The sequence below is a fragment of the Nocardia sp. NPDC004604 genome (assembly GCF_040609795.1).
Lineage (GTDB): Bacteria > Actinomycetota > Actinomycetes > Mycobacteriales > Mycobacteriaceae > Nocardia.
Genome location: NZ_JBEXLC010000027.1, coordinates 1 through 23957 on the forward strand (window position 1 = coordinate 1; position 23957 = coordinate 23957).

Here is a 23957-nt window from a genome sequence, read left to right on the forward strand (position 1 = left end):
GCGGGTCGAGACATCTCTCGACCCGCACAGTTGGGGTTATGGTAAGTGTCCGGAGGGGGACTTGAACCCCCACGCCCGATAAAGGGCACTAGCACCTCAAGCTAGCGCGTCTGCCATTCCGCCACCCGGACCGGTGGTGCTCAGCAAGGTTATCGGATGTGGCCGCGTTGACCAAATCGCGGGTTTAGCTGGAGTTTTCTGGGGCCGTGCGCTCGGGGAGCACACGGCGCGCGGAGTGGTCAGGCGAGTTCTTCGACGGTGCGTTCGAAGGCGAGGGGGCCGTGGCCGTCGGCGATCTGGCGGTCGATGAGTTCTTGATGGGGGCGACGATGTCCAGGGCGACTCCGGCGTCGCGGCTGGCGCGCACGATGGCGTCGACGGCGGGTTTGTGGAAGTCGAGCGGTTGGAAGGGGGCGGTGTAGTCGCCGGAGTCGATGACGCGGACGTATTCGGGGATGAGCTGGGCCATGGCGATGACCCACGGGACCGCACGTTCGGCGAATGCACTGGCCGGGACGCCGGTCGAACGCAGCATCGCCGCGCCGTGCAGGAAGCCGGTGAACATGGCGTACATATTCGAAAGCAGCGCGAAGTCGTACATCGATGCGAGTCCGGCATCGGTGCCGAAATAGTCTGCGGCGGCGAGTAATTCGAGGGTTTCGCGGTGTTCGCCGAACAGTGCGGCCGACCCGCTGTAGAGGATGGCGGCACCGGGCTGGCCGATCATGGCAGGTATCGCCATGATGCCGCCGTCGAGGTAGTCGATGTTGTGGGCGGTGGCCCAGGCGGCGAGTTCGCGGGCCTCCTCGGGGGCGGTACTGGTCAGGTTGATCAACTGGCGACCGGAGAGTTGGTCGGCGACCGGGTCGAGGGTGGCGTGCACGGAGGTGTGGTCGAGCAGCACGGCGATGATCGGACCGTGCTGGCCGATGGCGTCGGCCACCGTGGCCGCACTGGTGGCTCCCGCGGCGACCAATGCGGTGTCCTTGCCGGGCGTTCGGTTCCACACCGTGGTCGGCCTGCCGCCCTGCACCAGGGTTACGGCCAGGGCCTGGCCCATCGCGCCGAGTCCGAGCACCGTCACCGGGGTGTGCTGAGTGTCCGACATTGCGGGTGTCAACTCCTCGAGTTTGGAGAACATGATGGTCAGCGCGCCGGCACCAAGGTTGCTCTGTACAAGGGAAGTCGACAAGTACCTACTATTTGGTCGGGTACTTACCGACACGTTTGTGAACAGGTAGCGAGGTCAGGCGATGGGTGAAAAGAGATCCGGACCATACTTCTGCGGCATCGACGCGGCGATGGACGTGGTCGGCGGCAAGTGGAAGGCACTGATCCTGTGGGAGCTGGAGAACCACGGCGTGCGCCGCTTCGGCGAACTGCGCCGCGGTCTGCCCGGGGTCTCGGAAAAGATGCTGATTCAACAGCTGCGCGAGTTGGAGGAGGACGGCATCGTCGATCGCGAGATCTACCGCGAGGTGCCACCGAAGGTCGAGTACCGGCTGACCGAGCTGGGCAGCGCACTCAATGCGGCGCTGGAGCCGCTGGGCGCATGGGGTCGCGCGCGCATCGATCGCATCGGCGCCGACCGCGTCCACCAGTCGGCGTGACGCGACGGCAACTCATGATCGCGGAAAGCGCTGGCGGCTGAGCTCTTTCGAGTCGACGGCAATCAGCGCTTCGGCCAGCGATCCTACTCGCGCAGCCCGACCGCGCAGTGGTTGCGATCATCGTGATGCTGATGCGATCGGCGCGTGAATTCGCACCACAGCCGGTGCAAACCCGCTTGTACGCCGGAGGTTCGGCGCGGCAGGGGCGATGCCAGGTGGTAGGAAAGGGTACGTGTCTGCAACTGGCGAAGTATCCGGTCCGAACACCGCATCTCGTGCCGTATCCGAGGTGGTCGAGTTGGTCAGTACGCTGATCCGATTCGACACTTCCAACACCGGAGATCTGGCCACCACCAAGGGGGAGCGCGAGTGTGCGCAATGGGTCGCCGATCAGCTGCATCAGGCGGGTTACACAACCGAGTATGTGGAGTCGGGGGCGCCGGGGCGCGGCAATGTGTTCGCGCGGTTGAAGGGGGCCGATCCGAGTCGCGGTGCGCTACTGATGCACGGGCATCTGGATGTGGTGCCCGCCGAGGCCGCCGACTGGAGTGTGCACCCGTTCTCCGGTGCGGTCCGCGATGGCTATGTGTGGGGCCGCGGCGCGATCGATATGAAGGATATGGTCGGCATGATGCTTGCCATCGCGCGGCAGTTCAAGATCGAGGGCACGGTGCCGCCGCGCGATATCGTCTTCGCCTTCCTCGCCGATGAGGAGAACGGCGGCAAGTGGGGTTCGCAGTGGCTGGTCGACAACCGGCCCGACCTGTTCGCCGGGATCACCGAGGCGGTGGGCGAGGTCGGCGGCTTCTCGCTGACGGTGCCGCGCCCCGACGGCACCGAACGTCGGCTGTATCTGGTGGAGACGGCCGAGAAGGGGCTGGGCTGGATGCGGTTGCGCGCCAAGGCCCGTGCCGGTCACGGCTCGTTCCTGCACGAGGACAACGCGGTCACGATTCTGGCCGCCGCGGTGGCGCGATTGGGCAAACACACCTTCCCCCTGGTGCTTTCGGATTCGGTGGCCGAATTCCTTGCCGCGGTCGCCGAGGAGACCGGGTTGGAGTTCGATCCGTCCAGTCCCGATATCGAGGGTCAGCTCGCCAAGCTGGGCACCATTGCCCGCATCATCGGTGCCACACTGCGCGATACCGCGAATCCGACCATGCTGCAGGCGGGTTACAAGGCGAATGTGATCCCGCAGACCGCCGAGGCGGTCGTCGACTGCCGGGTGGTGCCGGGACGGCAGGCCGCATTCGAACGTGAGGTGGACGAGTTGATCGGCCCGGACGTGGAACGCGAGTGGATCACCAAACTCGACTCCTACGAAACGACATTCGACGGTCACCTCGTCGACGCGATGAACACCGCCATCCTCGCCAACGACCCACAGGGCCGCACGGTGCCCTATATGCTCTCCGGCGGTACCGACGCAAAGGCCTTCGCCCGCTTGGGCATTCGCTGCTTCGGCTTCGCGCCGCTGCAACTGCCACCCGAACTGGACTTCACCGCACTGTTCCACGGTGTCGACGAGCGGATTCCGGTGCAGTCACTCGAATTCGGCACCCGGGTGCTGGAACACTTCCTGTTGAACAGCTGACGATCGAAAGGACCATCGTGCCCGACTACTCCTACAATCCCTACGACGCGCTCCCGCAGGTGCCCGGCTTCACGCTGACGTCAGAGGATGTCGCCGAGGGCCAGACGTTCGACAACGATCAGGTCAGCGGGGTGCTCGGCGCGGGCGGCAAGGACATCTCGCCACAGCTGTCCTGGTCCGGATTCCCTATGGAGACAAAGAGTTTCGCGGTCACGGTCTACGATCCGGACGCGCCGACCGCGTCCGGCTTCTGGCATTGGGCGGTGGCCGATATCCCAGCGGGCACCACTTCGCTGCCGCGCGGTGCGGGTAGCGAGGGCGGGTCGTTGCCCAGCGGTGCGGTCACGCTGCGCAACGATGGCGGGTTCCCCGGATACGTCGGCGCGGCACCGCCCGCGGGACACGGGTACCACCGCTACTTCATCGTGGTGCACGCGCTCGACGTGGACCGCCTCGAGATCGATGCGAACAACACTCCCGCCGTCCTCGGTTTCAACCTGTTCTTCCACACCCTTGCCCGCGCGACCATCGTCGCCAAGTATGAGGTCGCCTAGCAAGCGCACGGGTCTGTCAGCGACCGCCTGCGGACCGACACGACTGTGGCCCTGAGCGTTTGCCCAGGGCCACAGTCGTGTCGGATAGACGGGGTCCCGGTAGGAATCGCGCGAAAAACAACGAAGTTGCCTTGAACAGCGATTATGTCGTTGCCTGTGTCCGGTGGTCCCTGTCGTAGCAGTCGGGTTGGCTACAAGCGAGCGTCAGGTCTGAGGCGGGGGAGGTGCTACTGATTATGCGGTGGATGGTGGAGCGGCCGACGCTGTATTCCTCGGCCAGGTCCGCGAGACTCGCATCGTTGTCGGGGTCGTGATAGCGGCGGTGGATCGCTTTCCACGCTGCGAGAGGCAATTTACCTCGCGGCGACAAGGCGCGGGGTGAAATACGTTATCTACCAACCGCTTATGTCGTATTCGGTCGATTATCCGCTGATAGTGCGAGCGCATCCTCCTCGGCGAGGGGGTCATCGACAATGGTGTTCAGGTGTGCCGCGAGGTCGTCGACGAGGCGGCCGAGCAGGCGGACGAGGTCGCGCCGTTCGGATTCGGGCCATCCGGCCAGGGCTTGGTCGAACCAGTCATTGATGACGCGCAGGTAGCGGCCGATCAGCTTCTTCCCGTCCGGGGTGAGAGTGATCAGGCGGGCCCGCTGGTCGTCGGGGTCCGGGACACGTTTGATGAGCCGGCGCCGTTCGAGGCCGTTGAGTTGCCGGGTGACGTGTGGGCCGACGACCTGCATTCGTTCGGCGATCTCGCCGACCCGTAGCGGGCGATCGGCGGATTCGAGGATCACCAGGATTGTCAGCGCGGGCCGTTCCAGGGTGATTCCGGCTGTGGCCGTGGCGGTTTCGAACAGTTGCCCGCGGCCCAGCGAATTGCTCAGCTGTGCCATGCGCGGCAGCAGTCCCTCCAAGGGATTGTCGTCTCTGTTCATCCACCCACCTTGATTAGATACCTAAGTTAGGTATATCGTACCCCCATCCCGATCGGCAGTCCGCACGGACGCTCTGTCGGATAATAGATACCTAAGGTAGGTAGATTGAATGTGCAGTGATGTGACATCGATTGATGTCCTCATCGTCGGTGCCGGCCCGACCGGGCTGACCCTGGCGATCGACCTGGCCCGCCGGGGCGTCGGTTTCCGGATCGTCGAGCGTGCGCCCGCGGCGAGTACCGCGTCGCGGGCGAAGACGATTCAGCCGCGGGCGCTGGAGGTCCTCGACGATCTCGGGGTGATCGACCGCGTGCTGGAGTTCGGGGCGGTGCATGTGCCGACTCGGCACTACGACCGTGACCGTGTGATTTCCGAGGCAGTGGAGGCCGCGGTGGGGAAACCGGATCCGGGCGTTCCGTATGCGCCGGTGTGGCTTTCGCAGCCGTTGATCGAGCAGATCTTGCGTGAACGGCTCACCGAACTGGGCGGCGAGGTCGAGTGGGGAGCCGCGGTGACGGTCCTTGCGCAATCAGCCGACACCGTGGAGGCGACCCTGTCGACGGCGAGAGGCACCCGGCGGGTGCGCGCTCGCTATGTCATCGGCTGCGATGGCGGGCGCAGCGTGGTGCGGGAGCAGGTCGACATCACCCTCGACGGCACGTCCTACGGTGATCACCGCTGGTGGCTCGGCGATGTGCGAATCACGGGCCTGGACCGGCATTGCCAGCATGTGTGGATGAGTCCCGAGCGCGGGATCTTGTCCCTGTTCCCGCTGCCCAGTACGGAGGTCTGGCAGTTCCAGGCGTCGGTTCCCGCCGATGATCCCCACCCGGTGGCGCCGACGCTCGACCTGTTCCGTCGTCTGTTTGCCGAACATGCCGGACTGCCCGAGGTCAGCATCGACGACGCGGGCTGGTTGTCGTTGTACCGGATCAATGTCTGTCTGGCCGACCGATACCGTGCGGGCCGGGTCTTCCTCGCCGGTGATGCCGCCCATATTCATTCACCCGCCGGTGGGCAGGGGATGAATACCGGCATCCAGGACGCCTACAACCTCGGCTGGAAACTCGCCACCGTCCTTGGTGGGGCCGACGAAACTTTGTTGGACACCTACCAACTCGAACGCCGCCCGATCGCACGAGCGGTTCTCGACGACAGCACCTCTCGCATGCACGCGCTCATGCGTTCCACGCACGCCGGCGAGGGGGCATCGGCCATCCGCGGGCTGACCGACGATTTCACCACCGGGCTCACCATCGCCTACCCCGACAGCCCACTCACCAGCCCATCTTCGGGGGACGCTCAGGTTCGTGCGGGGGACCGCGCACCCGACGCTGTCGTCCTCGACGCCTCGACCGGCCGCGAGGTCCGGGTTTTCGATCTGCTGCGTGGCGCACACTGGACGCTGCTGAGCTTCGACCATGCCACACCTTTACGCCGGAACGGGTCCCAGAGTCCCCTCGCCACCGCGCCGAAGACCATCCGGATCACCACCGACATCACCGCGACCGGCCCCGGCACGATGATCGACCCCGGCGGCCGTGCCCACCACAACTACGACATCACCGGCGACGCCACGATGCTGATCCGGCCCGACGGGTACATCGCTGCCCGCACCGCGGCCTGAAGCCATGCCTCGATCCAGATGCCGGGCACCGCCGTTCTGCGACATCGGAAACCCGTGCCGCACATCACTTTTCCGCAGTGTCACACCGATCGCTCGAACGGCATCTTTTGTTCGTTCACGACAGCGACACCACTCTCGACAGCAAGGACGAAGTCATGGAACCCCGTTTCACCCTCACCGACAGTGCCCTCGGCGCCAAGTTCGCCAAGCGATTCGGCAACACCAGCATGGTCATCCTCGGATCGACGCTACCCAAGGCCACCCAGGACCTGATGACGCTGCGCGTCAGCCAGATCAACGGCTGCGGCTGGTGCACCGACGTGCACAGCAAGGACCTCGCAGCCGCCGGAGAGCCCGCAGTGCGCATCAATCTGGTCGCCGCGTGGCGTGAGGCCTCGGTGTTCACCGAAGCCGAGCGCGCCGCCCTGGCACTGGCCGAGGAGGGCACCCGTCTCGCCGACGCTCACCAGGGGGTATCCGATGAGACCTGGGCGCAGGTGCGCAAGCACTACGACGACGACCAGATCGCCGCGCTGGTCGCCCTGGTCGCCCAGATCAACGCTGCCAACCGGCTCGGCGTGATCGTGCGCCAGCAGGGCGGCTCCTACGAGCCCGGCATGTTCGCCGATATCACCGGCTGAGATCAGCGAGCGAACCCGGTCCGGCCCTGGAGCAGTTGGCCTGGACCGGACCGCTGCTGGAGCAGATCAATTGGCAACGGACATCACACTTGCATCAGTTCGATCCGCTGGGCCACGACCCCGCACCGGCGCGACGAACGCGATATCGGCCGGAGTGAGCGTGATACCGGAACAACTCCTCCCGGCTGACATCTGGAAACTCCCGCAGACGCTGCAACTCCTCGTCCGCGAACACCTGCGTCGCCACGAAGCCGGACCTCCAGCATGCCGACCAACCTCATCGGCAGCCAAGCCGAGCACCAACCGAGCCCATCCGCAGCCCGAACCAGCAATACGCGATCACCGCTGGTCAAGGCAACTTCGTTGTTTTTCGCGCGATTACTATCGGGACCCCGCGACCTAGGAAACGTTCACGACCGATTCGGCCAGCGGCGTGGCGTACAGCGTGCCGATCTCCTCGGCGTACTTGGCCGCGATCGGGTTGCGCTTGAGCTTCATCGTGGGAGTCAGCTCATCACCGCCGGGCTCCCACGGCTTGCCGACCACGGTGAACCGCTTGATCTGCTCGACCCGCGACAGCTTGCGATTGCCCGCGACGACCGCGGCCAGCACCTCGTCGAGAATTTCCTTGCGGGTGGCCAGTGCGGCGAGATCGTCTGCGGGCGCGTCGATCTCCTTGGCCCGGATGGCGGCGGTATCCGGATCGAGCACGATCAGCGCGGAGATGAACGGTTTGGCCTCACCGATCGCCACCACCTGACCGATCAGCGACGAGGCCGCCTTGACCGCATTCTCGATATTGGTCGGGGAGATGTTCTTGCCCGACTCGTTGATGATCAGTTCCTTCTTGCGATCCACGATGCGCACGTACCCGTCGGCATCGATGGTGGCGACATCGCCGGTGGACAGCCAGCCGTCGGCGTCGAGGGCCTCCTTCGTCTTGTCGGGCTGTTTGCGGTAGCCGGGTGTGATGATCGGGCCGCGCACCAGCAGTTCGCCGTCCTCGCCGAGCCGCAGCTCGAGGCCCTCGACGGCGCGTCCTACCGAACCCGGTCGCGGCTTGGCCAATTCGGTGTAGGTGGCAACACCGGTGGTCTCCGACATGCCCCATACCTCGCTGACCGCGAACCCGAGTCCGAGGAAGTATTCGAGGGTTTCGGCCGGGATCGCGGCGGCGCCGGAGGCGGCGACCGTGAGATTGTCCAAACCGAGCGCGGCCCGCAGCTTCGAGAGCACCAGCGCGTCGGCGACCTTGTACTGCGCGGCGAGCAGCACGCCGCGCCCCTTACCCGACAGATCGGCCCGCGCGGCCGCGACACCGGTGGTGATGGCCCAGTTCGCGAGCGCCTTCTTCACCGGGCTCGGCTCGGTGGCCAGCTTGCCGTCGATGCCCGCCTTGATCTTCTGCCACACCCGCGGCACGCCGAAGAAGACGGTGGGGCGGGCGTCCGGCAGTGCGGCGGCGATCTCGCGCGGATCCGGAACGCAGGTGATGAGAATGCCGGTGAGCAGGCTGGTCGCATGCGCAGAGATGCGGTCGGCGACGTGCGCGGCGGGCAGGTAGGAGATGGCGCGGTCGTCGAAACCGACCGGCAGCGGGCCGTTGACCAGCGCGATGATCTGGGCCATCACATTGCGGTGGGTGATCTCCACGCCCTTGGACGGGCCGGTGGTGCCGGAGGTGTAGATCAAGGTCGCGAGATCGTCCGGGGTGACCGCTTGCCAGGCCACATCGAAATCGAAGTCGGCGGCCGGATCGGACTCGAGGTCGGCGAGGCTGACCGTATCGGCGGCCGAACCGTCCACCACCACGATGTGCTCCAGCGCGACCCCCGCGCCCTTGATCACATCGAGGAAGGCGCGCTCGGTGATCACCACCTTGTTCTCGGCATTGGTGAACAGGTGGGCGATCTGCTCGGCGGAACTGGTGTTGTAGATGGAGAACGGGGTGGCGCCCAGATGCAGTGCGGCGGTGTCCACCAGATTGAACTCGGGCCGGTTGGTGAGCATGATCCCGACGGTGTCGCCGTGGCCGACTCCGAGTCCGGCCAGCCCCGCCGCCAGCGCTTTCACCCGTTCGCTGTACTCGCGCCAGGTGATCTCCGTGGTGCCGCCGGCCGTGCGCAATGCGACCTGGTCCGGTCGCAACTTCACGGTCTCCTGGAATGCCTCGGGCACCGTATAGACCGTCTTGCCGGACTCGTGCGCGAAACCGATTTCTGTTGTCGTCATCTTCCCGTTTCCCGATATCTCTGGCGTGAACCGCGCCCAGCGCGTAACCGTGCGGTTCACACACGGCCCGAGACCTGCTGCTCCTGATAGATTGCAGCGGACTCTATCTCATCGTGTCACGCGGCGGGATAGCACCGAGTGGCGCGGCTCACTCATGCTAGCCAGATCGGGGTGGTCAGACCGGGGTAATCGTGTGCATTACTTGGATGCGGGAAGTGTGGTACGGCGGCGGGCCCGCCGGACTGGGCCGCGCATCGTGAATATGCGCGAGATACGGCTCTTACGCTTCAATACCGGTTGCAGATCGGGCGCCCATGGCACATCGCTGGTGGGGATCAAATGGCCGCGGCGCCGACGTTTCGCATCGAGGTAGGCGGCGGCCCGCACGCTGAGTACCGGAGTCAGCAGCGGCTCCATGATGACCGTCAGACCGGCCGCACGCAGCTCCGCGACCTTGTCCGGATTGTTGGTGAGCAGGCGTACCCGGGTCAGCCCGAGATCCTGCAGGCTCTTCGCCGCGTGCAGATAGCTGCGACTGTCCGCGGGGAATCCGAGCCGCTCGTAGCTGGTGAAGGTGTCCGCGCCCGAACGCTGACTTTCCCGGTAGCCGAGCGCCTTGGCGATCAGGCCGACGCCACGGCCCTCTTGCTCCAGGTAAACAAGGACGCCACCGCCCTCGGCCCAGATCAGATCCAGGGACTTGTCGAGTTCGGGCCCACAATCGCAATCATCCGAGCCGAGTCCTTCGCCGTACAGACACCGCGAATGCACCCGGACCAGACACCCATCGTCGGCATCGCCGAAGACGAGCACATGCCCGTACTCGGCGCCACCGGCCACTTCCATCACACGAACCTGCAGATCATGCCCCTTGCGGGTGAGCCGATGGGCGGTCTCACCACGATCGGGCACAGCTGTGGTCAATGCTCCTCCGAAGACGATGTGGATAGTTGGGTTTGCAGTCGTTGCGGCACGAGATTCCTCGGGCTGCCAGGCGAACGACGGAACTCTAACGCGATCACCGATTTCGGCGCTGTAAATCTCTCCAGCCGCGCCGAACCCCAGCGTCAGGCCCCGGCCGACCCTTCCCCGGCGAGCTGCACAATTCGATCGATATCCCGAACAGACGGCATGGCATCGGGAATATCGCCGAACGACTGGGTTGCGACCATGGCCGCTGTCGCCCAGCGAAATGCCGGTTCATCGGCCGGTCGACCGGTGGTGACGAGCTGATATGCCAGCGCTGCCGAGAACGCCGCCGCCGCGCCCGGCGAATCCTCCAGTGCGACTGGGAAATTCGCGATATCGGCAGTGACCTCCGCGGACCGGACGGTGCACCGGAATCCCTCGGTCGTACACACCGCTCGTACGCCGAGGCTGAGCAGTCGCTGGGCATCGTCGGATCCGGCCGCGGCGGATTCTCCCGGCAGCATGCGGCGCAATTCCCACGGCGCGCCCACGAGGTAGTCCACGGCATTCAGATACTCATAGAAGTACTGTGGCGAATCGACCGGTGGCGACGGATGCACTACCAGCGATGGCGGATTCGCCAGGCCGCGGACCACGGCCAGTACCCGCCGGATCGCCTCGGCAGGCTGCTCGAAGGTCAGCAGGACCGCGTCCGAGGATTCGAGTGCCGCACGCAGTTTCGGATCGCGCATATCGCATGCCCCCTGCCAGATGCGGTCATCCTCGCAACCGATCTTGCTGGACACACCGGTGCTGGTGATCATCACCGCCGACACGTTCGTTTGTGCGCCCGGCACCACCCTGACCAACTCGGTATCGACGTTTTCGGTGGCCAGGTAGTTGAGGATATGCCTGCCCGCATCATCGTCGCCGACGGCCGAGACCAGCCGAACCCGGAGTCCGAGGCGCGCGGCGGCAACCGCACGGTTGAGGCCCTTGCCGCCAGCATGCACCTCGAAACTGCCGGGCGTGGACTTGCCCGCCGACGGAATATTGCTGATCCGGTAGATGTGGTCGATCACCGCGGATCCGATGACCGTCACCATCCCTTGGCGCGGCTGCGAGTCCGGCAGTGCGATAAGGACTTTCGGTTCGGGGGTGAATCGGTAGTTCGACACCGAATACGCCGAAGCGGCCGCCAGTTGTCCGGCCAAGGCGGTAAATGCCCGACGTTCGGGCGTTGCCCGCAACGACCGTACCGACGGCGCGTCGGGAATGGACTCGGCCCCGAGCGCCTCGTGTAGTAGCCGCCACTGCGCGGTCAGATACTCCCGGCGTTCACCGAGGTCCGCGGCATACAGACGGTCGTGATCGATACCGGCCGGATGCTTTTCGCGCAGCAGCCCGAGCGACAGCTCGACGTCGGCGATCAACCGATTGGTGGGATCCAGCTGTCGCGCCAGGTCGCTGACCACCGGTAGCACGGCCTCCTCCGGCGATACTCCCTCCTGCTGGGCACGCTGTTGAACGATGGGCAGATCCAGCAGCGGAGCCACGTCGATCTCGGTGGTACGCAAGCGATCCACGCTCAGGCCCGAGCGCTTGCTGAGGCGGGTGAGGATATTGCGGATGGCAACCGTGCGTGAGTCCTGCTGGACCATGGGCGAGATCCATCTCCGTGTGGTTCGTCGGTGTTTCGTCGTGGTATCCATGGGTGTTACCCAGTCTTCGGGTTTAGCCGCCGAGTGAACCGGCAATTACCAACTTACAACGGCAATTGACCGTAGTGAATGGCAAATGCCACACTGAGTTACGGCGACTGCGGGTCGCCCACCAGATAACTCGGGAGGGCCTGGTGATGAAAGTGATTCTGCTGATACGGAACGCACGTCGGCACGGGGAGCCAAGGGCCGGCGGGACCGATACCGAGCTCGAGCCGAACCGCGCAACGGTCTAGGTGAACGATTCACGTTCGCCGAGGACATTCGCATAACCAGCAACCTTCGTCGCCAGCTCCATCCGAGAGCAGCGAGCCCGGCTGACCGCGCCGCTGCGGTCGACCGGGGCTCAGCGCACCCACAATGCGGTCGGCGACATCCTCCGCCCCTGGAGACAGCCGTGACGATCTACGAATGCAGCCGGTCCATGACCAGCAGCGTCACGCCCGACGAATGGGCGTGGCGGATGGTGGGCCACAACGAACCGGCATGGCGACTGAGCTGGTCGCCCAACCAGCTGACCCGCGAACAGGCTTGGGCCGGAATGCAATTGCAGGAGATCCTGAGCCTTCCGGGCCCGGTATCGGACCACGACGCGCACGCGCGGGCATTGGCCGACCAACTCGGACTCACCGTGCAGCAGATCCTGCACCTGCTGCACCAACGGATGCTCGACAGGAGGCATTCGTGACCATCTACGTAACTCATTGGTCCATGACCAGCGATATCACCGCGGAGTCGGCCCACCGGCTGGCGGGGGAGTGGGCGAAATCGTGGCGGCTGAGCTGGCTGCCCGACCGGTTGCTGACGCGGGACCAGGCAATGGCGGGGATGGATCTCGCAGAGATCTTCAGCACCCAGGATTTCCGGCACGACTCGACGGTTCGAGCACGGGCCTGCGTATGCGCCGGGCAACTCGGAATACCCCTCGAGCTCATCGGGCTCGAACTGCAACACCGGAGGCACCCATGACCGTCATGGCCACCGAATGGACCATGATCAGCGATCTTTCGCCCGAGTCCGCATACCGCGAATCCGTTTCCGCGACCGCGGGATGGCGGCTGAGCTGGCTACCCGACCGGCTGCTCACCCGCGAACAGGCAATGGCCGGTATGGAACTCGACGAGATCCTGAGCGATCTCGACAGCGTCCACGATCACCATGCCCATGCCGATGCGGCAATCCTGGCCGGGACGGTCGGCATCATCTGGGAGGAGGCGGTGATCCGGCTGTCCAAGCGGATCCTGGCCCGACTCCACCAGCGGCCCAATGAGATTCAGGATGATGACGGTGAACCGGCGGGCCGTGGCACCGCCGGGTGTACCTTCGGCTCCCATCGGATGTCGCCGCACGCGGACCGGCCACCGCGGGTGTTCGGATAGCGTGCGGCGCCACGGTGCATCGGTCGCTCGGAAGGGAGGCGGCCGATGTCATCGCGGCGGTTGTCCATCGCCGCGACTATCGAATCGGAGCGGTATCCGCGAAATGGCATGTCCCGCAACGATGCCTCGTCGCACGAAACGACCGGTCGGGATCAGGTGTGCGCGACGTGCTCCGCCCCGACCGCCTCGGCGATCGAGTGGTAGCCGCCCGCGCGCAGTCGCTGCGCCAGCCCGCGGTGGATGTGGCACATCCAGAACGGTCCGCCGTAGATGAACCCGGTGTAGCCCTGCAGCAGGGTGGCTCCGGCGAGGATGCGCTCCCAGGCCTGGTCGGCGGTTTCGATACCGCCGACCGAGATCAGCACCAAGCGGTCGCCGACGCGGCGGTAGAGGCGGCGCAGGACTTCCAGAGAGCGCTCGGCAACGGGCGGACCGGACAGGCCGCCCGCACCCATGGCCGCCACCTCGGCGGGATCGGTGCGCAGGCCGTCGCGGCGGATGGTGGTGTTGGTGGCGACAATGCCCGCGAGACCGAGTTCGACGGCGAGATCGGCGACCGCGTCGACGTCCTCATCGGACAGATCGGGGGCGATCTTCACCAGTACCGGAACCTCGACGCTGTCGAGGACGGCCTGCAGCACCGGGCGCAGGGATTCGACGGCCTGCAGGTCACGCAGTCCGGGAGTATTGGGGGAGCTGACATTGACGACGACGAAGTCGGCGAGCGGCCCGAGCAGAGCGGCACTGACCGCGTAATCGGCCGCGGCGTCGGCGGGTTCGACGATCTTCGTCTTGCCGATATTCGCGCCGATCGGAACCCCGCCGCGGCGCGCGCGCAGATGTTCGGCCGCCGCGGCGGCGCCATGATTGTTGAAGCCCATCCGGTTGATCAGGCCGCGGTCGGCGGTCAGCCGGAACAGGCGCGGTGCGGGATTGCCGGGCTGGGCCCGTGCGGTAACGGTGCCGATCTCGGCGAAGCCGAACCCCAGTGGCGCCCAGGCGTCGACACCGTCAGCGTTCTTGTCGAATCCGGCGGCCAAGCCCAGCGGCGCGGGAAAGTCGATGCCGAATGCATGGTTGCGCAGAATCGGATCATCGGTGGTGAGCACCTTGGTCATCGCCCAGCGCGACGGCCCGAACCGGGCGGCCAGCCGCATAGCCATGAACGCCAGGTGGTGGATGCGTTCCGGCGGCAGCAAGAACATCAGGCGCAGCAGCAGTGAATACATAGCCTCACATTCCCGGTTCGGGCTGGGGTAGTAGTGCGGTTTTTCGCCTGCGCAGCAGCACTCGCCTGCTGCCGTCGGTATAGGCCCGCACGCGGGACAGTTCCCAACCGCCGAATTCGGCTTGGATGGCCAGCCGCATCGACGCCGTCACCCGGGTCACCTCCGGCGGCAGCCGCAGCGGCACATATTCGTAGTCGTCGCTGCTGGTTTCCCAACTCGCGGGAAGCGCTGCGCGCGCGGCCCGATTCGGCTGACGGCGGCCGCGGCGCCCCGCGTGGTCGCGCTGCGCTGCCTCCTCCGGGCCCGTCGCTGATTGTGGCGCCATCACTGCCCTTTCTTCCGCTGGTCCGCGCGGATCCGCTGCAGACCGTCTCCGGTCGCGGAACCGACGAACAGGTCACCGGTGCGCTGGTCGATGGTCACCGAATTCGGCTGCCGCACCGTCGGGAATCGGCCCACTTCTTTCGGTATGCCCGTCGACAGGTCGAATCCGACGACTTCATTGCTCTGCGTGCACGTCACCCACACGGTGTCGGACCGCTGATCGTAGGCGAGCGCGTAAGGCGACGATCCTACCGGGAATCGCTGACGCAGTACGAGCGGTCCCGCGGTGTAGACCAGCAGTTCGTTACCGGCGGTGTCGGTGACGGTGATGCGATCGAACGGATCGGTGATCAGATTGGTCGCGCCATCGCCTGCACGCAGCGCCAGACCGAGGCGGTCTTTGCCGAGGTCGAGTTGGGTCAGCGAGGTCTGGCGGCGGTCCAGGACCGAGAGGTGATCGCCGGTCAGGGCCAGTGCATCGGCGGAGGCGAGGCCGGAGATGGTCTCGGCGACGGTACCGTCGGGCGCGAGTTCGCGCACCTTGCCGTCCGCGGTGCCGACGAACAATGCGCCGTCGTCGCGATAGCGCACCGATCTGGCGTCCCCGTCGACGGGGATGTCGGTGGTGACACCGGAGGTGATGTCGACACGCATGATGCGGTGGTCGGCGGGGACCAGTAGTTCACCCGGTTTGCCCTGCGCCAAGCCGATACCGCGGGCGGGCAGCAGCAGAGTGCGCACGCCGGTGTCGGAAGCGCCCTCGGCATCCTTGCGCGCGATCGTCGCGGGGTCGATGACGAACAGCGTGGTGCCCGCGTCACGGTTCGTATCGAGCGCAACCAACGCGCCGGTGCCCGTCTCCGCGAGCAGCCCGCCGATCGGGTTCGCCAGCCGCAGAACGTCCCCGGTGGGTTGTGCGGTCCGCTCGGGTGCAACCGCCGCGGTGGCCGCGGGCCGGGTCTGTAGCTTGTCGCCATCGGAGTCGGAGGAACATCCGGCGATCAGCACCAGCACCGCCACGCTAGCGAGTGCTGAGGGGAGCCAACCACGAGGGCGCATCCAGCGAACTCCTTACATACGACGAACTATCCCGCTACATCACCATCTGACCATGATGGCGCACCTTCCCGGCCTACCGGGGTCGTCGCTGACGGTGAATGTCGGTGATCGGGGTTACCGTTGACTTGAAACAGTGTCCAATTCAGGGAGATCCGGTTGAAAGCCGACCATCCATCGGGATTTGCCATCGATGACATAACCGTTGGTCCGTTTGCTCACGGATTCGGCACCACGGCCGATGGCAGGCCCTATGCCTTCCGCACGGTCCGGTCCACCGTCGTGTTGGAGATCTACCGAGCGGACCTGGACAGTGATGTGCCAGGGCCGGAGGATGTCGTCGCGATCGCGCAGGCGCGAGCCACCGATATCGATCTCGACGACGAACGCAGTGTGGTCGCGCTGGTGCGGGACATGATCCCGGATGCCGAACCGGTCGAGGCGGCCACGGATCGGGATGTGACAACCGTGCGCGCCCTACTGGGGCGGATCAGTGCCGTTATCGATGGTATGTAGATGCTGATGCCGACCACACGATTCGCCCGTTCCGTGCTGACCGCGACCGCCCTGGTCGCTGTGGCCGCCGCGTGCAGCACAGGACCCGACGAGGCCTCGGTCGACGCCGCGCGCTCCTCGGCCATTGCCTCGCTATCGTCCTCGATCGCAACCTCGTCGAGCGCCGCGCACCGGCCGCTGCCGACGGCAGCCGAACTGGACACCCAGATCAAACGCGCACTGGATCCGGCACTGCCCGACTCCGAACGCACCGACCTCATCGAAGACGGCCAGGCCTTCCGCGACGCCATCCCGGACATGTACCGGGCGCTGCAGGACAATCCGCGCGCCATCTACGGCGTCACCGACCCGGTTTTCGACAATCGTGACGGCACGCTGACCGCGACCATGCGGCTGGACAAGGACGGCACCGGCACCGCGGTGCGCACCACCGTCGTGCATTTCGTACTGCTCGACGGAAAGTGGAAGATCTCGCGCACCGACCTGTGCGGCATTCTGCGCTCCGCCGATTACCGCACCCCGGCCTGCGGCTAGATGATCGAATCCGGGTCGCTGCGGTGGGGCCGGTTCATCCACCGCCGTCGCTACCTCGTGCTGGGCATCGCCATTGTCGCCGTGCTGCTCTCCGGCTGGTACGGCCGCGATCTGTCGGGCAGGCTCACCCAGGAGGGCTGGTTCGACGAGAGCAGTGAATCGGTCGCCGCGTCCAAGCTCGCCGACGCCACCTTCGGCCGCGATACCGACAGCGACATCATCCTGCTCTACACCGCGCCCGAGGGGATGACCGTCGACGACCCGACCGTGCGCAATGCGGTGACGACAGCACTGAAGCAACTGCTCGCCCGCCACCCCGACCGGGTTCTGAAGGTCGACAGTTATTGGGACAGTCCCTTTGCCGCCCAGGCCACCGACGCCTCGCACACCCATGCCTTCGCCAGCGTCGGACTGCACGGGGAGGGCACCGCAACGGTCGAGAACTACACCGCGATCAAGGGGGAGCTGGGCGCCGGGCGCGCGGGCGGTGGGCCGGGCGGCACCACTGTGCAGTTGGCCGGGCTGCAGCCGATCGTCGAGGGCATCAATCAGGGCATGCAGGACGATATCCGCCGCGCCGAGATCATCGCGCTGCCGATCGTAGCGATCCTGCTGTATTTCGTCTTCGGCGGGGTGATCGGGGCGCTGCTGCCGGTGCTGATCGGTGGGATGACGGTGCTGGGCACCCAGGGCACTATCCGATTGCTCACCGATCACATCGCTGTGAACGTCTTCGCCAGTGCGGTGGTCACATTGGTGAGCCTGGGGTTGGCGATCGACTACGGGCTGTTCACCGTGACCCGGTTCCGGGAGGAGCTGGCGGCCGGGCACAGCGTGGAGGACGCGACGGCACGTACCGTCGCCACCGCCGGGCGCACCGTACTGTTCTCGGCCGCGATCATCGCGATCAGCTTGGCCGCATTGTTCATCTTCCCGAACGGGGTGCTGCGGTCGGTGCCCTATGGCGGCATCAGCTCGGTGCTGCTGGCCGCGCTGCTGTCGGTGACGGCACTGCCAGCGGTATTGAGCATCGTCGGGCGCCGGATCGATCTGTGGGGCTGGCATCGCTTCTCGCGCACCAGGACCGAGGCGCAGATCGACGCCGGATTCTTCTCACGGCTGGCGCAGCGGGCGATGCGGCGGCCGTGGGCGGTGGTGGTGCCGATCGTGCTCGGACTGCTCGCGTTGATCATCCCGATCCGCAATATCGAATTCGGTGGGATCAGCGAACGGTATCTGTCGCAGGACAATCCGGCGCGGGTCGCCCAGGAACGGTTCGACCAGCTGTTCCCGAGCTTCCGCACCGAACCGATAAAACTCATCGTGGTGGGTGCGAATCCGCAGCAGCTCAGCGATATTCGCTACGAGGCGAGCCGAGTTCCCGGTCTGACGGGACGTTTCGAACCGGGTGCGCCGACCAAGGACGGGATCAATGTGCTCAATGCCGGTCTCGCCGAAAAACGCGACGCGGACACGGTGATCGACGCGCTGCGGGCGATTCCGGAACCGGCCGGGGTCGAGATCATGGTGGCCGGAGTGCCCGCGCTCGAGCGCGACAGCATCAATGGGCTGCTGGTGCGGCTGCCGCTGCTGGTCGCGATCCTGGTGGTGGCGGCATTGGGCATGCTGTATCTGGCGTTTCGTTCGATTGTGCTGGCGCTCAAGGCCGTTGTGATGAGCGCATTGAGCCTGGCCTCCACGCTGGGCGTGCTCACCTGGGTGTTCGTCGAGGGACACGGAGCCGGAATTTTCGACTTCACACCGGGGCCGCTGATGTTCGCGGTGCTGGCACTCATTGTGACGGTGGTGTTCGGGCTGTCCACCGACTACGAGGTATTCCTGCTCTCCCGGATGGCCGAGGCGCGCGCCGACGGTGCGTCGCCGCCAGCGGCCATCCGCTACGGCATCGCCCATACCGGTGCCGTGATCACCTCCGCGGCAGCGATTCTCATCGTGGTGACCGGTGCGTTCGGCTTCTCCGATCTGGTGTTGATGAAGTACATCGCCTACGGCATGATCGCGGCGCTGATCCTGGACGCGTCGGTGGTCCGCATGCTGTTGACACCCGCCGTGTTGAAGCTGATCTGGCGTTGAAGCTGATCTGGCGTTGAGTTCGGGTGCCCCGAGTGGGCGAGAGGATCGAGAATGACTGTGGTCAAGGGCGCGAATCTGGCCCTGATGTTTCTGCTGGAGCTGGGCGTGCTCGCCGGAGCGGCCATCTGGGGATTCACCCTGGACGCGAACCCGATCGTGCGCGTTGTCGCCGGAATCGGCGCACCCGCGGTGTTCATCATGGTATGGGCGCTGTTCGCGGCGGGCGGCGGCAAGAACGCGCGATTCCCTGTCACCGGCCGCTGGCGCGTGGCACTGGAGATCGCGTGGTTCGGCGGTGCCGCGGTGCTGATCGGACTCACATTCACGGCGGTGGCCGGGATCGCGTTCTTCGTGGTGTGGGCCGTGAACGGCGCGCTGCGGTTGCTGTGGCGGCAGGCCTGAGATCTCGTTGCCGACGGGTCAGCGGCGAACTGGGAGGACCAGCTGGGCACCCGTTATCGGGTGATCGAGGACTTCGACCGGGTGCTGGTAGACGCGGGTGAGCAGTTCGGTGGTGAGGACCTTGCGGGGTGGCCCGTCGGCGGCGATGCGGCCGGATTCCAGGACGGCGACGCGATCGGCATAGGCGGCCGCGATGCCGAGGTCGTGCAGGACGACGACGACGGCGGCGCCCGCGGCCGCGCGGGCGGTGGCCAGCCTCAGCACCGCTTCCTGGTGGCCGAGGTCGAGGGCGGCGGTTGGTTCGTCCAGTAGCAGGGTTCCGGTGTCCTGGGCGAGCACGCGAGCCAGTGCGACGCGCGCGCGTTCGCCACCGGAGAGCGTCGGAAATGCCCGTGCGGCAAGGTGTTCCACATCGGCGGCGGTCATGGCGGCGGCGATCCGCTCATCATCGAGCTCGCGCCGCTCGGTGCGCACCCACGGCGCCCGGCCCATCGCCACCACCTCGCGGACGGTGAACGGAAACCCGACGGTATGGCTCTGCGGCAGCACCGCCCGACGGCGCGCCATATCCAGATGCGACCAGTGCGCCAGCGCCCGCCCGTCGAGTTCGATCGAGCCCTCACTCGGTTCGAGCTCACCGGCGAGCGCCGCCAACAGCGTCGACTTTCCGGCACCGTTCGGACCGACCAGCGCCACGATTTCACCCGCGACCACCTCGAAGTCGACCGCTTCGAGCACCCGCCGCGTATGCGCCCCCGAAGCCCCCCGCCGGTCCACACTCACCCCCCGCGCGCGCAACGTCACCGCACCCCGCTCCGGCGCCACCGGCAGCTCATGCGTCCGCACGAATACCGAACTCAACCCCTCCAACACACCACTCACCGCTCCACCTCCCCGCTCTCGCGCTCGGGCAGGCACCCGCGGCGCTCCGCCCGGCCATCACGTTCGGTGCATCCTGTCGGGTGCCCTCGACCAGCTGATCGGGTCATGCCCAACCTCCGGCGCGGGCGCGGGTGCGACGGAGGAGCCAGAAGAAGAACGGGCCGCCGATGAGGGAGGTGAGCATGCCGAGGGGGAGGTCGGCGTTGTGGACCAGGGAGCGGGCGGCGACGTCGGCGGCGAGCAGGACGACGGCGCCGACAATGGCGCTCAATGGGATCAGCACGCGGTGGGCGGGGCCGACGAGCATTCGGACCACATGCGGCACGATCAGGCCGACGAACAGCACGATGCCGGTGAACGCCACACCCGCTGTAGCGAGCACGGCCACCACCACAATGACATTGCGCCGCAGCCGTTCCACATCGACTCCCAGGTTGCGGGCCGCGGATTCACCGAGGGCGAGCAGGTCGAGGCGGGGCGCGATGAGGACCGCGGCGAAAATTCCGATCGCGGTGAGCGGGGCGACGACGCGCACCGCCTCCCAGGTGGCGCCGTTGAGACTGCCCAACTGCCAGAACACGATCTGGTCCCGGGCAGCGGGGGAGGCGACGAACAGCAGAAACGCGATCAACCCACCTGCGAAGGCATTGATCGCGACGCCGGTGAGCACGAGCGTGACGACCTCGGTGCGCCCATTCGAACGCGACAGCAGATATACCAGCAGCGTTGTCAGCAACCCCGCCACGAATGCGGCCGTCGCCACCGACCATGCCGCCACGAACGTGCCGCCCACCACGATCACCGTGCCCGCACCGACCGCGGCCCCCGCCGAAACCCCGATCACACCCGGTTCGGCGAGCGGATTGGCGAACACCCCCTGCAGCAATGCGCCCGCTGTCGCCAAGGCCGCCCCGACCAGCATCGCCAGCACCACCCGCGGGAACCGCACCTGCCACAACGTCACCTCACCCGACGGATGCGCGGGCATCGGCCCCCAATTCAGCCCGATCCGATGCAGCACACTGCCCGCCACCTCGGCAGGCGTCGTCGGCACCTGCCCGATCGCCGCCGACGCCAAAGCCAGCAACACCAGCGCGGCCACCGCTACGGCGAACACCATCGTCGTGCGCGACCGCCCGCGCGACTTCGGCGCGACCGGCCGCGGACGGTGCGGCATTGCCGAATCGGCCGCCGTTGTCCCCGTAGCCTTTTCGTTCACACCAGTACCTCGCCGACGCGACCGCTGATCCGAGCTGCAGGTTGAGCGCACGATGCGCGCACAAACTCCATGACACCGCACCGACTTTCCGGCGCGCCGGGCCCACCGATCGACGAGTCCTGCCAGCGTTTCGGCTCGCGCCGCTGCGAGCGTTCCAACTCGGCGATCACCCCGGCGGTCATTGCCCGACCTCGCGCACCATCGGTCGCCCGGGTGCGAGCCGATCGCCGCAGTCCCGCACGCGATGTCGTGGCGCGTCGTTCATGCGGGCTTGGTGCCGTACACGGCCTCGCTGAGGGCGGCGATCACTCGGCCGGTATTCGGGCCGAAGCTCAGGACCACCGCGTCGGACATGTCGACGATGCGCTTGTTGCGACCGCCCGGGGTCTGCGCGATGCCGGGCACCTTCTCCAGTCCGTCGACGCCGCCGACCGACTTCAGCCCATCCGACATCACCAGCAGCACATCCGGTGCGGCCGCGATCATGCCCTCGCTGGTGATCGCGACGAACGGCTCGGTCAATCCGGCCGCGGTGCCCGCGTCGCGCGCGCCCAGAGCGGTGATGAGGGCGTCCGCGCCGGACCCGGGTCCGGCGAGCATGGTGATGGCGGTGCTGCGCAGATAGAGGAAGGCGATGGTGAGGGGCTTATCGAGTTTGGGCACCGCGGCACTGGCGGCGGCGATGTCGTCGCGGGTGCGCTGAGCCAGGGCCTGCCCGCGATCGGAAATGCCGAGCGCGGCGGCGACCGCCTCGATCTGCGGCACCACCCCGTCCATGGTGCGCTGCGGATCGAAGTAGACGACGGTGACCCCGGCGGCGCGCAACTGCTCACGCACTTGCGCCGCGGCGCTGGTGCTGTCGGTCAGGAAGACCGAAGGACGCAGCGCCAGAATCGATTCCACGTTCAGCGACCCGCTGCCGCCGGTCACGTTCGGCACATTCGCGACCGCGGGGAACGCGGCCGCGGTACTGCGCCCGACGAGTTTGGCGCCCATACCCAACGCCCAAACCGTTTGGGCGAGCGTGCCGTAGCGGTCGGCGGCAATAATGCGGCTGGCATCGGACACCGTTACCTCGGCCCCGTCGAAGGAGCGAACGGTCACCGGTAGCGTGGGGGTGGGTTCGGGCCCGATCGGCACCGGATCCAGATTCTCCAGTTTCGCGGTGACCGGCCCGCGCCCGCCCGCGGTCGTGGCGTCGCTGCCGGTACCGCAGGCAGCCGAACCGAGCAGCAGGGCCAGCGCCAGCGCGGCCAGGAGGAAACGAGCCCCGCCGGATCGGACTCGGTCGAGATACCTCATGCAGGCAAGGCTAGCCTCCGTCATTCTGTCCGTGCACTCACGTCGTCGAGCGCCGCCGCAATGGCGCGCGGGAGTTCCAGCGTCTCGGCCGCCAGCACCCCGGTGAGCTGCCCGATATCGCGGGCCCCGACGATCATGCTCGCGATGCCGGGACGATCCCGGATCCAGGCCAGCGCGACGGCCAGTGGTGAGGTGGCCAATCCATCGGCGGCGGTCACCAAGGCATCAACGACCCGGGTGGCGCGATCGTCGAGCCGATGCCGGATCTCGGCGGCGGTCGCCTCGTCCGCACCACGCGAATCAGCGGGCACCCCATCGCGATATTTGCCGGTGAGAATTCCCCCGGCCAGCGGCGCGGTGGCGATCAGCCCCACCCCGTGATGCCGGGTTGCCGGCATGAAATCGGTTTCGGTATCACGGGCCAGCAGCGAGTACGGGGTCTGTGCGACCGTGACCGGCGCCACAGCGGCGAGGCTGGCGACCTGCCAGGCATTGAAACCACGCACCCCGGCGTAGCGAACCTTCCCGGAGCGGACCGCGAATTCGAGGGTGGCGGCGACCTCATCGAGCGGAGTCGCCGGATCCCAGGCCGCGACATGCCAGATATCGAGATAGTCGGTGCCCAATTCGAGCAGCGTGCGATCGAGCTGACGCAGCAGCGCGCGGCGCGAGGTGTCCACGGCCGCGCGTACGGGTTCCGGCGTGGGCACGGTCGGTCCCACCGGTGCCGGCGTGATCCGCGGTGCGACACCCGCGCAGCCGCTGAGCACCAGATCGTCGCGCGAGACCAGATCGCCGAGCAGTTCGGCCAGGATCCGTTGTGCCGCACCGCCCGCGTAGGCGGGGGAGGTGTCGACCAGGGTGCCGCCCGCCTCGGCGAATGCCACCAACTGCCCCGCCGCGTCGTCGGTGTCGGTATGCGTGCCCCAGGTGTGGGTTGCCAGTCCTATCCGGGACACCCGTAGGCCGCTGCGGCCGACCGTCCGCTGTTCCATCACCGTGTCCGCGCATTCGTCACGGCGCCAAGCCTAGAGTGTGGATACGCAACTCGACGCCCACCAGCACAGTGGGTCGCACCGGCGCGCTGTCGAGTCGGCGGCCGCGACAGCGAATTCGGTCCTGGCGGACCCAGTTCGAGCGGGAAATCCGCACCCCATCGGTGCAGACCCGCATGCGGCGGAACAGCCGGGCACGCCGT

Annotated in this window: 25 protein-coding genes and 1 tRNA gene; 12 read left to right on the plus strand and 14 right to left on the minus strand. The window is 66.7% G+C overall.

What is annotated here, in order from left to right:
• Positions 1-46: 46 nt before the first annotated feature.
• Both ABZW16_RS12585 and ABZW16_RS12590 read right to left on the minus strand, forming a co-directional pair.
• Positions 47-131, minus strand: a tRNA-Leu gene (locus tag ABZW16_RS12585).
• Positions 132-184: 53 nt separating this feature from the next.
• Positions 185-1192 carry an NAD(P)-binding domain-containing protein gene (locus ABZW16_RS12590; protein ID WP_354955172.1) on the minus strand — a complete coding sequence of 336 codons (1008 nt, stop codon included), beginning with the start codon at positions 1190-1192 and terminating at the stop codon, positions 185-187.
• Between the two features lie 61 nt (positions 1193-1253).
• Between ABZW16_RS12590 and ABZW16_RS12595 the strand changes: the two genes are divergently transcribed.
• The 3 genes from ABZW16_RS12595 to ABZW16_RS12605 all read left to right on the plus strand — a co-directional run bounded on the left by ABZW16_RS12595 (position 1254) and on the right by ABZW16_RS12605 (position 3758).
• A complete protein-coding gene (locus tag ABZW16_RS12595; protein WP_354955174.1) occupies positions 1254-1610 on the plus strand; it encodes a helix-turn-helix domain-containing protein in 357 nt (118 codons plus the stop codon).
• Positions 1611-1818: 208 nt separating this feature from the next.
• Positions 1819-3204, plus strand: a complete 1386-nt coding sequence (locus ABZW16_RS12600) for a M20/M25/M40 family metallo-hydrolase (RefSeq protein WP_354955176.1) — start codon at positions 1819-1821, stop codon at positions 3202-3204.
• A gap of 17 nt (positions 3205-3221) precedes the next feature.
• The gene (locus ABZW16_RS12605) at positions 3222-3758 is read left to right on the plus strand and encodes a YbhB/YbcL family Raf kinase inhibitor-like protein (RefSeq protein ID WP_354955178.1); all 537 of its coding nucleotides are present in this window, start codon (positions 3222-3224) and stop codon (positions 3756-3758) included.
• Positions 3759-4161: 403 nt separating this feature from the next.
• Here the strand turns inward: ABZW16_RS12605 and ABZW16_RS12610 are convergent, their stop codons facing one another.
• Positions 4162-4692, minus strand: a complete 531-nt coding sequence (locus tag ABZW16_RS12610; protein ID WP_354955180.1) for a MarR family transcriptional regulator — start codon at positions 4690-4692, stop codon at positions 4162-4164.
• A 121-nt stretch (positions 4693-4813) separates the two neighbouring features.
• Between ABZW16_RS12610 and ABZW16_RS12615 the strand changes: the two genes are divergently transcribed.
• A complete protein-coding gene (locus tag ABZW16_RS12615) occupies positions 4814-6319 on the plus strand; it encodes an FAD-dependent monooxygenase (protein WP_354955182.1) in 1506 nt (501 codons plus the stop codon).
• A 155-nt stretch (positions 6320-6474) separates the two neighbouring features.
• Positions 6475-6960 carry a carboxymuconolactone decarboxylase family protein gene (locus ABZW16_RS12620; protein WP_354955184.1) on the plus strand — a complete coding sequence of 162 codons (486 nt, stop codon included), beginning with the start codon at positions 6475-6477 and terminating at the stop codon, positions 6958-6960.
• 399 nt (positions 6961-7359) lie between these two features.
• Here the strand turns inward: ABZW16_RS12620 and ABZW16_RS12625 are convergent, their stop codons facing one another.
• The 3 genes from ABZW16_RS12625 to ABZW16_RS12635 form a co-directional block, all read right to left on the minus strand.
• The gene (locus tag ABZW16_RS12625; protein ID WP_354955186.1) at positions 7360-9192 is read right to left on the minus strand and encodes a long-chain fatty acid--CoA ligase; all 1833 of its coding nucleotides are present in this window, start codon (positions 9190-9192) and stop codon (positions 7360-7362) included.
• 198 nt (positions 9193-9390) lie between these two features.
• Positions 9391-10116, minus strand: a complete 726-nt coding sequence (locus ABZW16_RS12630) for a GTP cyclohydrolase II (RefSeq protein ID WP_354955188.1) — start codon at positions 10114-10116, stop codon at positions 9391-9393.
• Between the two features lie 143 nt (positions 10117-10259).
• Positions 10260-11762 carry a PfkB family carbohydrate kinase gene (locus ABZW16_RS12635; RefSeq protein ID WP_354955190.1) on the minus strand — a complete coding sequence of 501 codons (1503 nt, stop codon included), beginning with the start codon at positions 11760-11762 and terminating at the stop codon, positions 10260-10262.
• A 457-nt stretch (positions 11763-12219) separates the two neighbouring features.
• Between ABZW16_RS12635 and ABZW16_RS12640 the strand changes: the two genes are divergently transcribed.
• Genes ABZW16_RS12640 through ABZW16_RS12650 form a run of 3 tightly spaced genes read left to right on the plus strand, consistent with a single transcriptional unit; the run spans position 12220 to position 13201 of the window.
• The gene (locus ABZW16_RS12640; protein ID WP_354955192.1) at positions 12220-12510 is read left to right on the plus strand and encodes a hypothetical protein; all 291 of its coding nucleotides are present in this window, start codon (positions 12220-12222) and stop codon (positions 12508-12510) included.
• Positions 12507-12791, plus strand: a complete 285-nt coding sequence (locus ABZW16_RS12645; RefSeq protein ID WP_354955194.1) for a hypothetical protein — start codon at positions 12507-12509, stop codon at positions 12789-12791. The genes ABZW16_RS12640 and ABZW16_RS12645 overlap by 4 nt, the downstream gene beginning before the upstream one ends.
• Complete coding sequence (locus tag ABZW16_RS12650; protein WP_354955196.1) at positions 12788-13201, plus strand: hypothetical protein; 414 nt, start codon at positions 12788-12790, stop codon at positions 13199-13201. The genes ABZW16_RS12645 and ABZW16_RS12650 overlap by 4 nt, the downstream gene beginning before the upstream one ends.
• A 152-nt stretch (positions 13202-13353) precedes the next feature.
• On the opposite strand, the gene ABZW16_RS12655 is transcribed toward ABZW16_RS12650, so the two are convergent.
• The 3 genes from ABZW16_RS12655 to ABZW16_RS12665 form a co-directional block, all read right to left on the minus strand.
• The gene (locus ABZW16_RS12655) at positions 13354-14430 is read right to left on the minus strand and encodes a quinone-dependent dihydroorotate dehydrogenase (RefSeq protein ID WP_354955198.1); all 1077 of its coding nucleotides are present in this window, start codon (positions 14428-14430) and stop codon (positions 13354-13356) included.
• 4 nt (positions 14431-14434) lie between these two features.
• A complete protein-coding gene (locus ABZW16_RS12660; protein ID WP_354955296.1) occupies positions 14435-14614 on the minus strand; it encodes a DUF5703 family protein in 180 nt (59 codons plus the stop codon).
• A gap of 140 nt (positions 14615-14754) precedes the next feature.
• Entirely contained in the window at positions 14755-15813 is a 1059-nt protein-coding gene (locus ABZW16_RS12665; RefSeq protein ID WP_354955200.1) for a hypothetical protein, read from the minus strand.
• Between the two features lie 156 nt (positions 15814-15969).
• Between ABZW16_RS12665 and ABZW16_RS12670 the strand changes: the two genes are divergently transcribed.
• The 4 genes from ABZW16_RS12670 to ABZW16_RS12685 are packed head-to-tail and all read left to right on the plus strand — an operon-like array spanning position 15970 to position 19356.
• Entirely contained in the window at positions 15970-16326 is a 357-nt protein-coding gene (locus tag ABZW16_RS12670) for a hypothetical protein (protein ID WP_354955202.1), read from the plus strand.
• A 6-nt stretch (positions 16327-16332) separates the two neighbouring features.
• Positions 16333-16860 carry a hypothetical protein gene (locus ABZW16_RS12675; RefSeq protein WP_354955204.1) on the plus strand — a complete coding sequence of 176 codons (528 nt, stop codon included), beginning with the start codon at positions 16333-16335 and terminating at the stop codon, positions 16858-16860.
• Complete coding sequence (locus ABZW16_RS12680) at positions 16861-18954, plus strand: MMPL family transporter (RefSeq protein ID WP_354955206.1); 2094 nt, start codon at positions 16861-16863, stop codon at positions 18952-18954.
• A gap of 51 nt (positions 18955-19005) precedes the next feature.
• On the plus strand, positions 19006-19356 hold the full coding sequence (locus tag ABZW16_RS12685) for a YrdB family protein (RefSeq protein ID WP_354955208.1): 351 nt from the start codon (positions 19006-19008) through the stop codon (positions 19354-19356).
• Between the two features lie 18 nt (positions 19357-19374).
• Here ABZW16_RS12685 and ABZW16_RS12690 read toward each other — a convergent pair whose 3' ends face one another.
• The 5 genes from ABZW16_RS12690 to ABZW16_RS12710 form a co-directional block, all read right to left on the minus strand.
• Positions 19375-20229: a heme ABC transporter ATP-binding protein gene (locus ABZW16_RS12690; RefSeq protein WP_354955298.1), complete on the minus strand. Its 855-nt coding sequence runs from the start codon at positions 20227-20229 to the stop codon at positions 19375-19377.
• Positions 20230-20341: 112 nt separating this feature from the next.
• Complete coding sequence (locus ABZW16_RS12695) at positions 20342-21358, minus strand: iron ABC transporter permease (protein ID WP_354955300.1); 1017 nt, start codon at positions 21356-21358, stop codon at positions 20342-20344.
• A gap of 95 nt (positions 21359-21453) precedes the next feature.
• A complete protein-coding gene (locus tag ABZW16_RS12700; protein WP_354955210.1) occupies positions 21454-21639 on the minus strand; it encodes a hypothetical protein in 186 nt (61 codons plus the stop codon).
• Between the two features lie 79 nt (positions 21640-21718).
• Positions 21719-22759 (minus strand): ABC transporter substrate-binding protein, encoded by a 1041-nt coding sequence (locus ABZW16_RS12705; RefSeq protein WP_354955212.1) that lies wholly within the window; start codon positions 22757-22759, stop codon positions 21719-21721.
• Between the two features lie 20 nt (positions 22760-22779).
• Entirely contained in the window at positions 22780-23754 is a 975-nt protein-coding gene (locus ABZW16_RS12710; RefSeq protein ID WP_354955214.1) for an aldo/keto reductase, read from the minus strand.
• Between the last annotated feature and the right edge of the window lie 203 nt (positions 23755-23957).

Excerpts from the sequence above, each read along its gene's own strand:
- ABZW16_RS12595 (WP_354955174.1), top strand. The coding sequence starts at position 1,254 with ATGGGTGAAAAGAGATCCGGACCATACTTCTGCGGCATCGACGCGGCG.
- ABZW16_RS12600 (WP_354955176.1), top strand. The coding sequence starts at position 1,819 with ATGCCAGGTGGTAGGAAAGGGTACGTGTCTGCAACTGGCGAAGTATCC.
- ABZW16_RS12610 (WP_354955180.1), bottom strand. The coding sequence starts at position 4,692 with ATGAACAGAGACGACAATCCCTTGGAGGGACTGCTGCCGCGCATGGCA.
- ABZW16_RS12620 (WP_354955184.1), top strand. The coding sequence starts at position 6,475 with ATGGAACCCCGTTTCACCCTCACCGACAGTGCCCTCGGCGCCAAGTTC.
- ABZW16_RS12625 (WP_354955186.1), bottom strand. The coding sequence starts at position 9,192 with ATGACGACAACAGAAATCGGTTTCGCGCACGAGTCCGGCAAGACGGTC.
- ABZW16_RS12635 (WP_354955190.1), bottom strand. The coding sequence starts at position 11,762 with ATGGTCCAGCAGGACTCACGCACGGTTGCCATCCGCAATATCCTCACC.
- ABZW16_RS12650 (WP_354955196.1), top strand. The coding sequence starts at position 12,788 with ATGACCGTCATGGCCACCGAATGGACCATGATCAGCGATCTTTCGCCC.
- ABZW16_RS12655 (WP_354955198.1), bottom strand. The coding sequence starts at position 14,430 with ATGTATTCACTGCTGCTGCGCCTGATGTTCTTGCTGCCGCCGGAACGC.
- ABZW16_RS12665 (WP_354955200.1), bottom strand. The coding sequence starts at position 15,813 with ATGCGCCCTCGTGGTTGGCTCCCCTCAGCACTCGCTAGCGTGGCGGTG.
- ABZW16_RS12675 (WP_354955204.1), top strand. The coding sequence starts at position 16,333 with ATGCCGACCACACGATTCGCCCGTTCCGTGCTGACCGCGACCGCCCTG.
- ABZW16_RS12680 (WP_354955206.1), top strand. The coding sequence starts at position 16,861 with ATGATCGAATCCGGGTCGCTGCGGTGGGGCCGGTTCATCCACCGCCGT.
- ABZW16_RS12685 (WP_354955208.1), top strand. The coding sequence starts at position 19,006 with ATGACTGTGGTCAAGGGCGCGAATCTGGCCCTGATGTTTCTGCTGGAG.
- ABZW16_RS12695 (WP_354955300.1), bottom strand. The coding sequence starts at position 21,358 with ATGGTGTTCGCCGTAGCGGTGGCCGCGCTGGTGTTGCTGGCTTTGGCG.
- ABZW16_RS12700 (WP_354955210.1), bottom strand. The coding sequence starts at position 21,639 with ATGACCGCCGGGGTGATCGCCGAGTTGGAACGCTCGCAGCGGCGCGAG.
- ABZW16_RS12705 (WP_354955212.1), bottom strand. The coding sequence starts at position 22,759 with ATGAGGTATCTCGACCGAGTCCGATCCGGCGGGGCTCGTTTCCTCCTG.
- ABZW16_RS12710 (WP_354955214.1), bottom strand. The coding sequence starts at position 23,754 with ATGGAACAGCGGACGGTCGGCCGCAGCGGCCTACGGGTGTCCCGGATA.